This is a genomic window from Tabrizicola sp. (assembly GCF_041913445.1).
In the GTDB taxonomy this organism is placed as follows: Bacteria; Pseudomonadota; Alphaproteobacteria; order Rhodobacterales; family Rhodobacteraceae; genus Tabrizicola.
In genome coordinates this window covers 182,408-195,763 of record NZ_JAYSFG010000005.1, presented here as the reverse complement: position 1 = coordinate 195,763, position 13,356 = coordinate 182,408, and the positions used below count along the sequence as shown (strand labels likewise).

Genomic DNA, 13,356 nt, shown 5'->3' with positions numbered 1-13,356 from the left:
CAGATATCTCAGCCGGCGGTGAGACGGGTCCCCTCGACCCAACCCTGGGAGATCGCGAATTCCACGATCTGCCGACGCCCTGAAAGGTTCAGCTTGCTGCTGCCCCGGGCCTTGTAGGTCTCCACGGTCTTAGACGAGAGATCCAGCTCGCGGCCGATCTCCTTCATCGACTTGCCATGGGCGACCGATTTCAACACGAAGAGCTCGCGCTCGGAGAGGCGAACCTCTTGGGTCGAGGCTTGTTTGGGCGGGTCTTCGGTGCCCAGTCCGGGCACGATCGCCGCCGCAAAGGCTGCATCGATGAAAATTCCGCCCTTCGCCGTCGAGGCGAGAGCGACCTTCAGCACATCAAAGGACACGGTCTTGGGCAGGACACCCCGGAAGCCGGCCTGGATGCAGGTCTGCGCCATGCGGTCTGACAGCGAGCTGCAATAGGCCACCAGCGCCCGGCCACGGCCACGAAGGATCTGCACAAGCTGGGCTGGGGTTTCCTGCATCTGGGCAGGGTCGATGATGAGCACATCGAACTCGTCCTGCGCGGATGAGTCTGCGAGGGAATTCAGGAACACGGTACGCGCGTAGAAACTCGCATCCCTTGTCAAAAGGGCCGCGATCCCATCCGCCAGCAGCGGATTGGCGTCGATGATCGCAATGCTCAGACGGTCAGGCGCGCTCATCGCTGCCATCCCGCGCAAGAGCCTGTTACAGCCAAGCGTCCCACGTCCCGGTTCCCTAGTCCCACTTCCGGCAAGTCAACGCCGCGCGGTCGGGATTGTTCCCTTTCAGGTTGCACAGCCTTGCTGCGTGGGACGCGCCGAAGGCGGATTTCCGCCGCCGTCGGAGCGGGGCAGATCGGCAGTCCGGAGGACCGCCGATCTGCCCTTCGGATCAGGCCGCCTGACGCAGCGCCTCCATGCGCCGCGCGTCCTCGGCGCGGACCTTCACGCTGGCGGGTCGGGCCTTGCAACGGTCGACCCAGTCGCGGATCAGCGGGTCATCCGGCGTCCCCTCCGGGAACCAGGCGTAGGGCCCGTGCAGCAGGATGTCCGCCGCGCTGAAGTCGTTGCCCATGATCCACGGACCCTCTTTCAGCGCCGCGCGCAGCCGGTCGGCGGCGGTCTTGTGATCCCGCATCGCGGCGGTGAGCCAGGGATGCGAGACGCCCGCGCCCTCCATGATGAAGGTCGGCTCCAGTACGCCCTGATACCAGGCCATCCACATGGCGAAGGTGCCCCAGTCCGGTGTGCCCACCCGGGGCGCAAGACCGGCGTCGGGGAAGAGGCTCGTCAGGTGCAGGATGATCGCGGCCCGTTCGGTGATGACCTGCCCGTCATGCACCAGCGCGGGGACCTTTCCTTCGGGGTGCGGGTTCGACGGATCGCGCCCGCCCGAGCCGTCCATGCGCGGGATCGTCACCGTGCGGATGTCGATCCAGTCCTGGATGCCCATCTCCTCGATCAGCGACAGAATCGCGACCGAGCGGCTTTCGGGGGAATGGAACAGGGTCAGCATGTCTTTCTCCTTTGCTTCTCTGATGGGATCAGAATAGCCTTGGCCTCCTGCCAGAACCTGTCAGGATGACATGCCCAAGTCCGACCGCCTGTTCCGCCTGCTCACCGCCTTCCGGATGCTGCCGCAGCCGGTCACCGCCGCCCGATTGGCGCAAGAGACGGGCGTGTCCGAACGCACGCTCTACCGCGACATCCAGGCCCTTAGGGCAGCCGGCGCCTTGATCGACGGCGAGGCCGGGACGGGCTACACCCTGACCGAGGACCCCGCCCTGCCGCCGCAGATGTTCACCCGGCTCGAGGTCGAGGCGCTGGTCCTGGGTCTTGCCGAGGTGACGATGGCGGGTGACCCGGCGCTGGCGAAGGCCGCGGCCCAGGCACAGGCCAAGATCATCGCCACCCTGCCCGACCGCGTGCAGCGCCAGGCGATCCACGCCGTCACCCAGACCTACCGCTTCGACCGCCGCGCGCCCCTGCCGCCCCACATGCAGACCCTGCGCGAAGCCGCCTGGGAGGAACGGGCGCTCGACATTGCTTACCGCGACATCTCGGGCCAGGTGACCGAGCGGAGGATCTGGCCCCTGGGAACCGTCTTCCTCGACCGCGAGGTTCAGTGCCTTGCCTTCTGCTGCCTGCGCCAGGATTTCCGCCGTTTCAAGGTGCACCAGATGGACCGGGTGACCCCGACGCCGGAAAGCTTTCGCCCGCGTCGCGTGCCCCTGTTGCGGGCCTTCATCGACCAGTTGCGCCGCGAGGGCAGCCGTCCCACCCGCGCTTGAATGCCCGCAAAGCCGCGTGATAGCGTCCCCGCGCATGTTCCAGGTATCCGTGATGTCCGACGCCCCCGCCACGCTTGATCCGACCAAGAAGCCGGCTGGGGCCATGACGATGGTCTACAAGGACTATTACTTCCTGCGGCGCTGGGTCGACTATTACGGCCGGCAGTTCGGACGCGAGCACCTGTACATCCTGTCCCACGGCGGCGACCCCGAACACGACCGGATCTGCGAAGGCGCCAACGTCATCCGCCTGCCGCGTGATCCCACGATGTGGCGGATGGAGCGGCGGCGGTGGAGCGTGAATTCGCAGTTCTCGGCGGGAATGCTGCGCTATTACAACTGGTTCATCGTCAGCGACGTGGACGAGGTGGTGATCGTCGACCCTGCCGTCGCGCCCGACCTGGTGACATACCTGGGGCGCTATACGGGCAAGCGGGTTCCGGCCTCGCTTTGCCCCTTCGGGATCGAGCTTGTCCACAATCCCGAGGAGGAGCCCGAACCCCTGGAGGACGACAAGCCGATCCTGTCGCGGCGTCGGGTGTTCCGGGCCAATGCGAATTACGCGAAACCCTGCGTCCTGCGGAAGGAGACCGGGTTCACCGTGGGCGGCCACGCGAACGGCCACCAGCCCCGCGTGCTCGACCCGCATCTCTACCTGGTCCACCTGCGCTTCTTCGACTTCGACATGGTCACGGAACGCCTTGCCGGCCGCAAGGACATGCGGGCGATCATGGCCGGCGACCGCAACCCCGATGAGGTGGGCAAGGCCTGGGGCAAGGATCTGGAAACCTTCCTTGCGCTATCGAAGGGCGTGGCCGTTCGCGAGGACGCCGAGCTGCCCGAATTCCGCAAGCGCATGATCGACGAACAGCAGCACCTGCATGACGGCAAGATCACCTTCTTCGGCGGCGGGCGCACGAAGTCGCTTTTCCGCCTTCCCGACCGCTTCGCTTCGGTCTTCTGACCGCAACAAGGACGCCCAATGGACCTGAACCGCCGCCCCGTCGCCTCGCTCTGGATTGGCGAAAGCCTGCACTACATCAACCAGCTGTGCCTGAAGTCGCACCTGGTCATGGGCCACCCCGTCACGCTCTACTGCACCGACCAGGTCCGCAACGTGCCGAAGGGGGTCGAGGTCCGCCCCGCGTCCGAGATCATGGACATCGACCGCGCCATCGTGGCCGAGACTTCGGCCTCGTTCCTGTCGAACGTCTTCCGCTACAAGATGATCGCCAAGACCGGGGCAATCTGGATCGACTGCGACGCCTACTGCTACCGCCCCTTCCCCGAAGGCCAGGAACACATCTATGCCGGCCACGGTATGCGGGGGGCGCTGAACTGCGGCGTCGTCGCCATGCCCCGCACGGGCCGGCTGATCGAAAGCCTGCTCGACTATTACGACAACCTGCCGGACTACCCGGCCTGGTGGGGCAACAAGCAGAAGCGCAAGATGGACAAGCTTGACCGCACGCTGCCCAAGGCCGTCCGCATCTACCAGACCGAACGCACCGCCTTCGGCCCGCAGGCCTTCACCCACTTTGCCGGGGTGACCGGCGACATCGACAAGGCGATGACCGCCGACACGCTGTACCCCGTGCCCTTCCAGCTGAACGACGTCTTCTACGACCCGCATTCCAACGTCGAGGGCCATTTCACCGACGCGACCCTCTCAGTCCACATCTACACCAACGCCGCCCGCCCCTGGTGGCGCAAGAACCCGCCGCTGAAAGGCAGCTATATCGCCCGCATGTGCGAGAAGCTGGAGATCGACCCCACCGCCGCCCTGGAAGAATGACTCTTTCCCGCCGGACCAGCCCGCATGGCTCGCTGGTGGCGCTGTCCACCATGAAGGACGAAGGACCCTTCGTGGTCGAATGGGTCGCCCATCACCTGGCCTTGGGCTTCACCGACCTGATGGTCTACACCAACGACTGCGCCGACGGCACTGACGCGCTTCTCAAGCGGCTCGAGGCAATGGACATCGGCGTCCACCACCGCGACAACCTGATCCCCGAGGGGATGAAGCCCCACCCCTCGATGCTGAAAAGCGCGGGCGATGAGCCCCTGATCATCGAGTCCGACTGGCTGCTCGTCCTCGACGCCGATGAATTCCTCTGCATCAATCACCCTTCGGGCACCTTGGACGGGCTGGTCGCCGACCTGAACGCGATGGATGCCCAGGCGATCGTCTTCACCTGGCGGATCTTCGGCTCTGCGGGCATCCGTGACTGGTCTCGCCAACCGATCACCGACCAGTTCACCCGCGCCGCACCCGAGTTCTGGAACAAGGGCTGGGGCACCAAGACCATGCTACGCTACGACCCGAAATACCTGCGGCTGGGGATGCACCGGCCGATCATCAAGTCGCAGCACAAGGACACCGACTATCCCGAAAGCGTGCTCTGGGTGAACGGCTCGGGCCGCCCGCTGGAGGAATGGTTCAAGTTCCGCGGCTGGCGGTCGATCCGCCGCACGGTCGGCTATGACTGGGGCCAGATCAACCACTACGCCATCAAGTCGATGGACGCCTACAGCCTGCGCAAGTTCCGCGGCAACGCGAACCTGAAGAAGGACAAGTACAACGCCGACTACTGGTCGCTGCAGGACCGGAACGAGGTCGAGGACACCCGCATCCTGCGCCACCGCGACCGCCGCGCCGAGATCATGGCCCAGCTTCTGCAGGACGACGAAGTCCGCCACCTGCACGAAGCCGCCCATGCAAGGGCCGAGGCGCGGCTGGCCGAATACCAGCAGTCGCCCGACTATCAGGCCTATGTGGCGAACCTCGTGGCGGCCTCGAACGTGCCGATCAGCCAGGTCGTCGCCAAGCCGCCCAAGGCCCGCGACCCCGAAGCGGTCAAGGCCGTCCAGACCAAGCTGGAACAGCGCCGCAACGCCCAGCCCAAGGAGGAACGCCGCACCCCGCCCCCGCCCGGATGGGGCTCGCCCTTTGCCTCTCCTTACGTCTCCGGCTCGGCCGACCTGAGCGCCGACATCCCGCTGGAACTGGTGGAGAACCAGGGCATCAAGGTCCCTCTGGACCCCCGAGTCTTCACCGCCGCGACTCTGGAAGTGCTGAAGTCCGGCAAATTCGACCGGCGGCACGCGCGGAACATCACGGGCTTCCTTGGCGATTGCACCCGGCTTCTCGACCTCGACTGCGGCATCGGCTTCGTGGCCCTCCGCGCCAAGGTCGCGAACCCCGACCTGCAGGTGACGATCCATGAGGAACGGCCCTCGCTCTTGACCTTCTCCCGCCGCGTCGTCGCGCTGAACTTCCCCGACCCCACAGGGATTGCCTGGTCGCAGGCCACCCTCAACCCCGAGGGCATCTGGTCCGGACTCCATACGCTCCTCGCCGCCGCCCGGCCTGACGTCCTGCGCATCTCCGGCCCGCTCCTTCCCCCCGACGCCTTGCCCGAAGGAGCCCTGGCGGGGGTCCGCCGCGTGCTGGTGCCCTTCCTCGACCCCTCCGAGGTGACCGCCGCCCGCAACAGGCTCGCCCCCGCGCTCGCGGCCCTTGGTTTCAGCGAGGACACGAACGGCGAACCGAACGGCACGGTCTATTTCCGCCGGGAATAGGCGGGGGCGCTTGTCCTGCCGGGCCGTCGTCCCTACCTCTGCGGCCAAAGGAACAGGGGAAACCGTCCCCGAGGGGCAGGGATGCAGCGGATCGTGGCCAAGGTCGGACTGGTGCGGGCGTTTTGCCTGGCCTTGGTGCTTGCGCTGGCCATCGCCCCTGCCGTCGAGGCCGCCCACCACGGACCGGGCGCGCTGGCCGCAGAAGCGGACCACCACAGCCACGGGCCGGGCCACGACCATGACCACGGCGGACAACCGCATGACTCGGGCGACCATGACCATGTCAGCGTCGCGCTTCTGACCGGCGACGGGGCCACCACCTATCCCCAACCGGGCCGATTGGTTCAACCCAGTCCAGGATTGCGGAACGGCACACCCCCCGACGGCCCAAGACGACCGCCCCGCCCGATGATGATCTGAGCCGCCGCCCCAAAAGGGCGATCCACGGACCATCAATCGGGACATCCAGAATGACACCAAGATACCGGACGCGACTGCGTCCACCCTTGCCCTGGCAGGCCGCGTTTGCCGCCCTGGCCAGCCTCCTTTTCGCCGGGGCGGCCCTGGCCCACAACGTCACCGAAGGCGATGCGGGCTATGTGCAGGAAGTGACCGGCTTCCGCCCTTTCGCCTTCCTCTACCTCGGCGCCAAGCACATGGTGACGGGCTACGACCACCTGCTGTTCCTCGCCGGAGTGATCTTCTTCCTGTATCGGGGTCGCGACATCGCCACCTATGTCAGCCTCTTCGCCGTCGGCCATTCGGTCACGATGATCGCGGGCGTCTGGTGGCAGGTTTCGGTCAACGCCTACATCATCGACGCGATCATCGCCTTTTCGGTGGTCTACAAGGCCTTGGACAACCTCGGCGCGTTCCGCCTGTGGTTCGGCGTCCAGCCCGACACCAAGGCCGCGACGCTGATCTTCGGCCTTCTGCACGGCTTCGGCCTTGCCACCAAGATCCAGGACTATGAGATCTCTCCGGACGGCCTTCTCGGCAACCTGATCGCCTTCAACCTGGGCGTCGAGATCGGCCAGCTGATGGCTCTGGCGCTGATCCTTCTGGCGATGCGGCAGTGGCGCGCGCGCCCGGCCTTCGCGCGGCAGGCCTATGCCGCGAATGTCCTGATGATGGTGGCCGGCTTTGCCCTGATGGGCCTGCAGATCACCGGCTATTTCGTCGCCTGAAAGGAGGGCTGACCGATGACCAACCAGTTCCAACCCCTGCGGGCCGAACCTCGCGCCCTGCAGTCCGTCCCGGCCACTCCCGGTGGCCTGATCCGGTCCACCCTGCTTGCGGCGGCCTCGGCGGGGGCGATCCTTGTCCTCTTCTGGCTGCCCGCCGAATACGGGATCGATCCGACGGGGATGGGTCGCCTGACCGGCCTGACCGAGATGGGCGAGATCAAAGCGCAGCTTGCCGCCGAGGCCGAGGCGGATGCCCAGGCGGCGGCTGCCCTCCCACCGCCGGTCGCGCCAGAGCTGATTGCCCGGCTGGACCGGATCGAGGCCCAACTGGCCCTTCTGACTTCGGCGGCCCAGACCCCGGCGGTCGCGCCCGTGCCAGCGACCGAAGCCCCTGCCCCTGAGACCGCCTCGGCAGAGTGGCGCGATGAGGTGAGCTACACCTTGGCCCCGGGAGAGGGGATTGAGGTGAAGCTGGCGATGGAGGCTGGCCAGACCGCCCGCTTTGCCTGGACGGCGAACGGCGGGGTGGTGAACTTTGACCTGCACGGCGACGGGGGCGGGCAGAAGATCAGCTATGAACAGGGCCGCGCCGTGCCCGAAATGGCCGGAGAACTGACCGCCGCCTTCACGGGCAACCACGGCTGGTTCTGGCGCAACCGCAGCGAAGGAGAGGTCACCGTCACCCTTCGCACCGGGGGTGCCTATCAGGAGCTTCGCGCACCCTGAGGGACCGGCGCGGGGGGCAGATCGCCCCTTGCGCCTTGGGCGCATTTGCCTATGTTCAGCCCTACCTCGGGGTGCCTGGCGACAGGCTGAGATGCGAAAGCGAACCCGTCGAACCTGAACCGGATCATACCGGCGGAGGGAAGGTGCATGGGTTCTCCATCCCCGACCGTTCCGTCGCAACATGGAGAAAGACATGCAAAGACACCTCCTTGCTGCGGGCCTTCTTGCCATCGCCACCCCGGCGCTGGCCGAAACCCCTGTGCTGCAAGTGCTGACCTACGACAGCTTCACCTCGGAATGGGGTCCCGGCCCGGCGGTGGAAAAGGCTTTCGAGGCCACCTGCGCCTGCGACCTGCAATTCGTCCCGGCGGGCGACGGCGCGGCCCTTCTGGCGCGTGTCCAGCTGGAGGGTGCTGCGTCTGAAGCGGATGTGGTCCTCGGCCTCGACACCAGCCTCACCGCGGCGGCGACGGCCACGGGGCTGTTCGCGCCGCACGGCAAGACTCCCACGCTGAACCTGCCGGTGGAGTTCGCGGATCCCAACTTCCTGCCCTTCGATTGGGGCTGGTTCGCCTTCGTCCATGACAAGGCCAAGGTCCCTGACGCGCCCAAAAGCTTCGAGGCGCTGGCGGCGTCGGACCTGAAGATCGTGATCCAGGACCCCCGTTCCTCGACCCCCGGCCTGGGACTTCTGATGTGGGTGAAAGCCGCCCATGGCGACAAGGCCGCCGAGCTCTGGAAGGGGCTGGCCGACAACATCGTCACCGTCACCCCCGGCTGGTCCGAGGCCTATGGCCTGTTCCTGGAGGGCGAGGCGGACATGGTCCTGTCCTACACCACCAGCCCGGCCTATCACCTTCTGGCGGAAAGCGATGACAGCAAGGCGGCGGCGCTGTTCGACGAAGGCCACTACATGCAGATCGAGGTGGCGGGGAAGCTGGCGGCAACGGACCAGCCGGAGCTTGCGGACAAGTTCCTCGACTTCATGCTGACGGACGCCTTCCAGTCGGTGATTCCGCAGACGAACTGGATGTATCCGGCGGTCACTCCGGCAGCGGGCCTGCCCGAGGGCTTCGACACGTTCCGCCCGGCGAAGTCGCTGCTCCTCTCGCCCGAAGAGGCGCAGGCCGCCCGTGACGCGGCCCTGGCCGAATGGCAAGCGGCGCTCGCCCGCTGAACCTGGCCGCACCGGCGCTGGCGGTTCTGCTGCTGGCGCTGGTGCTTGCCCCTTTGCTGGCCGTCGGCTGGCGGGGGGCGGGGGTCTCGCTTGGGCCGGCGGACTGGGCGGCGGTCCGCTTTTCCGTCACGCAAGCCCTTCTGTCTGCGCTCTTTTCCACGCTCCTTGGCATCCCCGTCGCCCGCGCGCTGGCCCGACGCCAGTTCCCGGGGCGTGGCCTTCTCATCACCCTGATGGGCGCGCCCTTCCTGTTGCCAGCCGTCGTCGCCGTGCTTGGCCTGCTGGCCGTCTTCGGCCGGTCCGGCCTTCTCAACACCGGCTTAACGGCAATCGGTCTGCCATCCGTGTCGATCTACGGCCTGCACGGCGTCGTCCTGGCGCATGTCTTCCTGAACCTGCCGCTGGCCACCCGGATGATCCTGCAGGGCTGGCTCGCCCTTCCCGCCGAGCGGATCCGGCTGGCGCAATCCCTGGGCTTTGGGCCATGGGAGACCTTCCGCCACCTGGAATGGCCCATGCTGCGCGACCTCTTGCCAGGGATCGCGCTGGTGATCCTGGTGATCTGCCTGACCAGCTTTGCCGTGGTCCTGACCCTGGGCGGGGGGCCGTCGGCCACCACGATCGAACTCGCGATCTACCAGGCCGTCCGTTTCGAGTTCGACCTGTCGCGCGCGGCCGGCCTTGCCGGGGTGCAACTGGCGGTCGGGGCTGTCGCGGCGCTGGCGGCCTGGGGGCTGGCCCGGCCCGCAGGCTTTGGTGCAGGACTGGACCGGCGCCTTGAGCTGGACGCACCGGACGGCTGGCGGCGCGGGAGTGATGTTCTGGCGCTGACACTTGCCACCCTGTTCCTGGCGCTGCCCCTCTGCGCGGTGGTCCTGCGCGGGGTGCCCGGACTTGCGGATCTGCCCGCCTCGGTCCTGCCAGCCGCGGGGCGGTCGGTGCTGGTCGCGCTCTGCTCGTCGCTGATTGCCGTGACGGCGGCGCTGACGCTGGCGCTTCACGCCGCGCGACGCCCGGGGCCGCTGGTCGAGACCGCCGCCACCCTTCCGCTCGCCACCTCGGGCCTTGTCCTGGGGACCGGGCACTTCCTTCTGATCCAGCCCATTGCCCCGCCGATGACGCTGGCCCTGCCGGTCACGGTCCTGGTCAATGTGGCCCTGTCGTTGCCCTACCTTTACCGCATCCTCCTGCCCGAAGCCCGAGCGCTTCAGGCCGATTACGGTCGCCTGGCCGACAGCCTGGGCCTGCAGGGCTGGGCGTGGCTGCGCTGGCTGGCCCTGCCGCGGCTGGCACGGCCCCTGGGGTTCGGAGCCGGGATCGCGGCGGCGCTGTCGATGGGCGACCTTGGCGCCATCGCGCTTTTCGCCGGGGAACGGCAGGCGACCCTGCCCCTTGTCGTCAGCCAGCTGACCGGTGCCTACCGAATGGAGGCCGCCGCCGCGGCGGCGTTGATCCTGATCGCCCTCTCTTTCGCCCTGTTCTGGGCCCTCGACGCCGGAGGCCGCCGTGCTGCAGCTTGACCGCCTGACCTATGTGCAACCGGGCTTTCGCCTGTTCGCCGACTGGTCCGCCGCCCCAGGCAGCCGGATCGCCATCATGGGGCCGTCGGGCGCGGGCAAGTCGACTCTGCTGTCGATAGTCGCGGGCTTCCTGCCTCCGACCCAAGGGCGCGTGCTGTGGGACGGCAAGGAACTGTCCGGCATCCCTCCGGGCGATCGGCCGATAACCATCCTGTTCCAGGACCAGAACCTGTTCCCGCACCTGTCGATCACGCAGAACCTTGGCCTTGGCCTGCGGCCGGACCTGCGCCTGTCCGGGGCCCAGGCTGCGCAGGTAGAGGACGCCCTGCGCAAGGTCGGGCTGGAGGGGCTTGGCCCGCGCCGCCCGGCCCAGTTGTCGGGGGGTCAGGCCAGCCGCGCGGCGCTGGCGCGGGCGCTGCTGCGGGCCCGGCCCATCCTGCTTCTGGACGAACCCTTTGCCGCCCTCGGCCCGGCCCTGCGCCAGGACATGCTGGACCTGGTGCGCAGCGTCGCGGGCGAGACCGGGGCGCTTGTGCTCATGGTCACCCATGACCCCCAGGATGCGCTGGCGCTTGGCGGGCAGCTTGCCTTCGTGGCGGACGGCATCGTCAAACCACCCGCGGACGCACAGGCGTTGCTGGCCGATCCGCCTGCGGAAGTGCGGGACTACCTTGGCCGAAAATGAAAAGCCCCGCACGAGGGCGGGGCTTTCCATATGGTCTTGTCGGACGGATCAGGCGTGCGCCTTCTTGCCCTTGACCCCGGCCCAGAGCCGCTTGTTGGTCAGGTAGAGCAGCGTCGCCAGAAGCGCCAGGAACAGCACGCTGACGAAGCCCGCGTTCTTGCGGTCCATCAGCTTCGGCTCGGCGGCCCAGTAGAGGAACGAGGCCACGTCCATCGACATCTGGTCCACCGTCGCGGCCGTACCGTCGGCATAGGTCACCAGGTCGTCCGACAGCGGAGGCGGCATGGCAATCCAGCCGGTCGAGAAAGCGGTGTTTTCGTAGAACACAGTCCCGAACTCTTCCTTCTCCTCGCCGGTGTAGCCGACCAGGATGGCGTGGATGTATTCCGGCCCGCCCATCCCGCGGAAGAGCTGGTTCATGCCGGTGCCGTAGGGGCCGTGGAAGCCCGCGCGGGCCTTGGCCATCAAGGACAGGTCCGGCGCGCCGGTGCCGACCACGGCCGGGAAGTTGTCCGTGGGCAGGCCCTCGCGGTCCTCACCGGTGTCCTTGTCGGTCACGGTGAACTGCGAGGCATAGGCGCGGACTTGGTCCTCGGGGATACCAGGGCCGCCCTCGTCGGACAGGGTGCGCAGGGGCACGTATTTCAGCCCGTGGCAGCCGGCGCAGACCTCGGTGTAGACCTGCAGGCCGCGCTGAAGCTGGAACTGGTCGAACTTCCCGAACGGGCCTTCATGGGCGAAGGTCACGTCCTCGACATGCCCGCCTTCCCCGGCGGCAAGCGCGCCGCCGGTGGACAGGCACAGAGCCGAAGCGGCGATGAGTGCGATTTTGCGGATCATTTCAGTTCCTCTCACTCGGCCGGGACGGTCTTGGTGCCGCCGACGTTCGGGGCATAATGGGCGTTGAAGTCTTCCTCGATGGTCGCGGGCTGGGCCAGCGGCTTCTCGATCACGCCCAGAAGCGGCAGGATCACCAGAAAGTAGGCGAACCAGTAGGCCGAAGCGATCAGCGAGATCGTGGCATAGGGTTCCTCGGCCGGCATGGCGCCTGCCCACATCAGGACGACGAAGTCGATGACGAGAAGCGCGAACCACCACTTGAACATCGGACGATAGCGGCCCGAGCGCACCGAGGAGGTGTCCAGCCACGGCGCCAGCGCCATGACCGCGATCGCACCGAACATCGCCAGCACGCCGAAGAACTTGGCGTCGACGATGCCGAAGGTCAGCCATTCGGCCGCGATCACGACCCAGACGTCAGCGGTGAAGGCGCGCAGGATCGCGTAGAACGGCAGGAAGTACCATTCCGGCACGATATGCGCGGGCGTCGCCAGCGGGTTCGCCTCGATGTAGTTGTCCGGGTGGCCCAGGTAGTTCGGCATGAAGCCGACCACGGCGAAGAACACCAGCAGGACGACGGCCAGGGCGAACAGGTCCTTGATCACGAAGTAGGGCCAGAAGGGCAGCGTGTCACGCTCGGCCTCTTCCTTCGACCCGCGGCGCACCTCGACCCCGGTGGGGTTGTTGTTGCCGGTGGTGTGGAAGGCCCAGATGTGCACGGCGACCAGCCCGGCGATCACGAACGGGAGGAGGTAGTGCAGCGAGAAGAAGCGGTTCAGCGTGGCGTTGTCGACGGCCGGGCCGCCGAGCAGCCAGGTCTGGATCGATTCGCCGATGCCCGGGATCGCGCCGAAGAGGCCGGTGATGACCGTGGCGCCCCAGAAGGACATCTGGCCCCAGGGCAGGACGTAGCCCATGAAGGCGGTGCCCATCATCAGTAGGAAGATGATCATCCCGATGATCCAGGTCACCTCGCGCGGGGCCTTGTAGCTGCCGTAGTAGAGGCCGCGGAAGATGTGCAGGTAGACGGCGAAGAAGAACAGCGAGGCGCCGTTCTGGTGCAGGTAGCGGATGAAGTAGCCGCCATTCACGTTGCGCATGATATGCTCGACCGAGGCGAAGGCCTTGTCGACATGCGGCGTGTAATGCATCGCAAGGATGATCCCGGTGACGATCTGCAGCGCAAGGCAGAAGGTCAGGACGATGCCCCAGATCCACATCCAGTTCAGGTTCTTGGGCGTGGGGATCATGATGGTGTCGTAAAGGAGCCCCGCGATGGGCAGGCGCTTGTGCAGCCAGCGCTCACCGGCGGTCTTGGGCTCGTAATGGTCGTGGGGAATTCCGGCCATGTG

14 protein-coding genes and 1 riboswitch are annotated in these 13,356 nt (G+C 67.0%); of the genes, 10 read left to right on the top strand and 4 right to left on the bottom strand.

The window, feature by feature from the left end:
- Positions 1-8 precede the first annotated feature (8 nt).
- Entirely contained in the window at positions 9-677 is a 669-nt protein-coding gene (locus ACE3Q6_RS08645) for a response regulator transcription factor (RefSeq protein WP_374431001.1), read from the bottom strand.
- A gap of 211 nt (positions 678-888) precedes the next feature.
- A complete protein-coding gene (locus ACE3Q6_RS08640; RefSeq protein WP_374430999.1) occupies positions 889-1,512 on the bottom strand; it encodes a glutathione S-transferase family protein in 624 nt (207 codons plus the stop codon).
- Between the two features lie 70 nt (positions 1,513-1,582).
- Here ACE3Q6_RS08640 and ACE3Q6_RS08635 point away from each other — a divergent pair, with 70 nt between their 5' ends.
- The 10 genes from ACE3Q6_RS08635 to ACE3Q6_RS08590 all read left to right on the top strand — a co-directional run bounded on the left by ACE3Q6_RS08635 (position 1,583) and on the right by ACE3Q6_RS08590 (position 11,164).
- Positions 1,583-2,287 (top strand): helix-turn-helix transcriptional regulator, encoded by a 705-nt coding sequence (locus tag ACE3Q6_RS08635; RefSeq protein ID WP_374430997.1) that lies wholly within the window; start codon positions 1,583-1,585, stop codon positions 2,285-2,287.
- A 34-nt stretch (positions 2,288-2,321) separates the two neighbouring features.
- Entirely contained in the window at positions 2,322-3,251 is a 930-nt protein-coding gene (locus ACE3Q6_RS08630) for a glycosyltransferase family 2 protein (RefSeq protein ID WP_374430995.1), read from the top strand.
- 18 nt (positions 3,252-3,269) lie between these two features.
- Positions 3,270-4,082 (top strand): hypothetical protein, encoded by an 813-nt coding sequence (locus ACE3Q6_RS08625; RefSeq protein WP_374430993.1) that lies wholly within the window; start codon positions 3,270-3,272, stop codon positions 4,080-4,082.
- Entirely contained in the window at positions 4,079-5,869 is a 1,791-nt protein-coding gene (locus tag ACE3Q6_RS08620; RefSeq protein ID WP_374430991.1) for a glycosyltransferase family 2 protein, read from the top strand. Before ACE3Q6_RS08625 ends, ACE3Q6_RS08620 begins: the two co-directional genes overlap by 4 nt.
- An 81-nt stretch (positions 5,870-5,950) precedes the next feature.
- Complete coding sequence (locus ACE3Q6_RS08615; protein ID WP_374430989.1) at positions 5,951-6,289, top strand: hypothetical protein; 339 nt, start codon at positions 5,951-5,953, stop codon at positions 6,287-6,289.
- A gap of 50 nt (positions 6,290-6,339) precedes the next feature.
- Positions 6,340-7,056, top strand: coding sequence for a HupE/UreJ family protein (locus tag ACE3Q6_RS08610; RefSeq protein ID WP_374430987.1), 717 nt, complete (start codon positions 6,340-6,342; stop codon positions 7,054-7,056).
- A 15-nt stretch (positions 7,057-7,071) separates the two neighbouring features.
- The gene (locus ACE3Q6_RS08605) at positions 7,072-7,782 is read left to right on the top strand and encodes a hypothetical protein (protein ID WP_374430985.1); all 711 of its coding nucleotides are present in this window, start codon (positions 7,072-7,074) and stop codon (positions 7,780-7,782) included.
- Between the two features lie 57 nt (positions 7,783-7,839).
- Positions 7,840-7,940: riboswitch (TPP riboswitch) on the top strand.
- Between the two features lie 35 nt (positions 7,941-7,975).
- Positions 7,976-8,959, top strand: coding sequence for a thiamine ABC transporter substrate binding subunit (thiB, locus tag ACE3Q6_RS08600; RefSeq protein WP_374430984.1), 984 nt, complete (start codon positions 7,976-7,978; stop codon positions 8,957-8,959).
- A complete protein-coding gene (locus tag ACE3Q6_RS08595; protein WP_374430982.1) occupies positions 8,935-10,479 on the top strand; it encodes a thiamine/thiamine pyrophosphate ABC transporter permease ThiP in 1,545 nt (514 codons plus the stop codon). Before thiB ends, ACE3Q6_RS08595 begins: the two co-directional genes overlap by 25 nt.
- Positions 10,466-11,164: an ATP-binding cassette domain-containing protein gene (locus tag ACE3Q6_RS08590; RefSeq protein ID WP_374430980.1), complete on the top strand. Its 699-nt coding sequence runs from the start codon at positions 10,466-10,468 to the stop codon at positions 11,162-11,164. The genes ACE3Q6_RS08595 and ACE3Q6_RS08590 overlap by 14 nt, the downstream gene beginning before the upstream one ends.
- A 48-nt stretch (positions 11,165-11,212) precedes the next feature.
- Here the strand turns inward: ACE3Q6_RS08590 and ACE3Q6_RS08585 are convergent, their stop codons facing one another.
- Both ACE3Q6_RS08585 and petB read right to left on the bottom strand, forming a co-directional pair.
- Positions 11,213-12,004, bottom strand: coding sequence for a cytochrome c1 (locus ACE3Q6_RS08585; protein ID WP_374430977.1), 792 nt, complete (start codon positions 12,002-12,004; stop codon positions 11,213-11,215).
- 11 nt (positions 12,005-12,015) lie between these two features.
- A complete protein-coding gene (gene petB, locus ACE3Q6_RS08580) occupies positions 12,016-13,353 on the bottom strand; it encodes a cytochrome b (protein WP_374430974.1) in 1,338 nt (445 codons plus the stop codon).
- Between the last annotated feature and the right edge of the window lie 3 nt (positions 13,354-13,356).

Coding starts and splice junctions, on each gene's coding strand:
- ACE3Q6_RS08645 (WP_374431001.1), bottom strand. CDS start 677: ATGAGCGCGCCTGACCGTCTGAGCATTGCGATCATCGACGCCAATCCG.
- ACE3Q6_RS08640 (WP_374430999.1), bottom strand. CDS start 1,512: ATGCTGACCCTGTTCCATTCCCCCGAAAGCCGCTCGGTCGCGATTCTG.
- ACE3Q6_RS08635 (WP_374430997.1), top strand. CDS start 1,583: ATGCCCAAGTCCGACCGCCTGTTCCGCCTGCTCACCGCCTTCCGGATG.
- ACE3Q6_RS08630 (WP_374430995.1), top strand. CDS start 2,322: ATGTTCCAGGTATCCGTGATGTCCGACGCCCCCGCCACGCTTGATCCG.
- ACE3Q6_RS08625 (WP_374430993.1), top strand. CDS start 3,270: ATGGACCTGAACCGCCGCCCCGTCGCCTCGCTCTGGATTGGCGAAAGC.
- ACE3Q6_RS08620 (WP_374430991.1), top strand. CDS start 4,079: ATGACTCTTTCCCGCCGGACCAGCCCGCATGGCTCGCTGGTGGCGCTG.
- ACE3Q6_RS08615 (WP_374430989.1), top strand. CDS start 5,951: ATGCAGCGGATCGTGGCCAAGGTCGGACTGGTGCGGGCGTTTTGCCTG.
- ACE3Q6_RS08610 (WP_374430987.1), top strand. CDS start 6,340: ATGACACCAAGATACCGGACGCGACTGCGTCCACCCTTGCCCTGGCAG.
- ACE3Q6_RS08605 (WP_374430985.1), top strand. CDS start 7,072: ATGACCAACCAGTTCCAACCCCTGCGGGCCGAACCTCGCGCCCTGCAG.
- thiB (WP_374430984.1), top strand. CDS start 7,976: ATGCAAAGACACCTCCTTGCTGCGGGCCTTCTTGCCATCGCCACCCCG.
- ACE3Q6_RS08595 (WP_374430982.1), top strand. CDS start 8,935: ATGGCAAGCGGCGCTCGCCCGCTGAACCTGGCCGCACCGGCGCTGGCG.
- ACE3Q6_RS08585 (WP_374430977.1), bottom strand. CDS start 12,004: ATGATCCGCAAAATCGCACTCATCGCCGCTTCGGCTCTGTGCCTGTCC.
- petB (WP_374430974.1), bottom strand. CDS start 13,353: ATGGCCGGAATTCCCCACGACCATTACGAGCCCAAGACCGCCGGTGAG.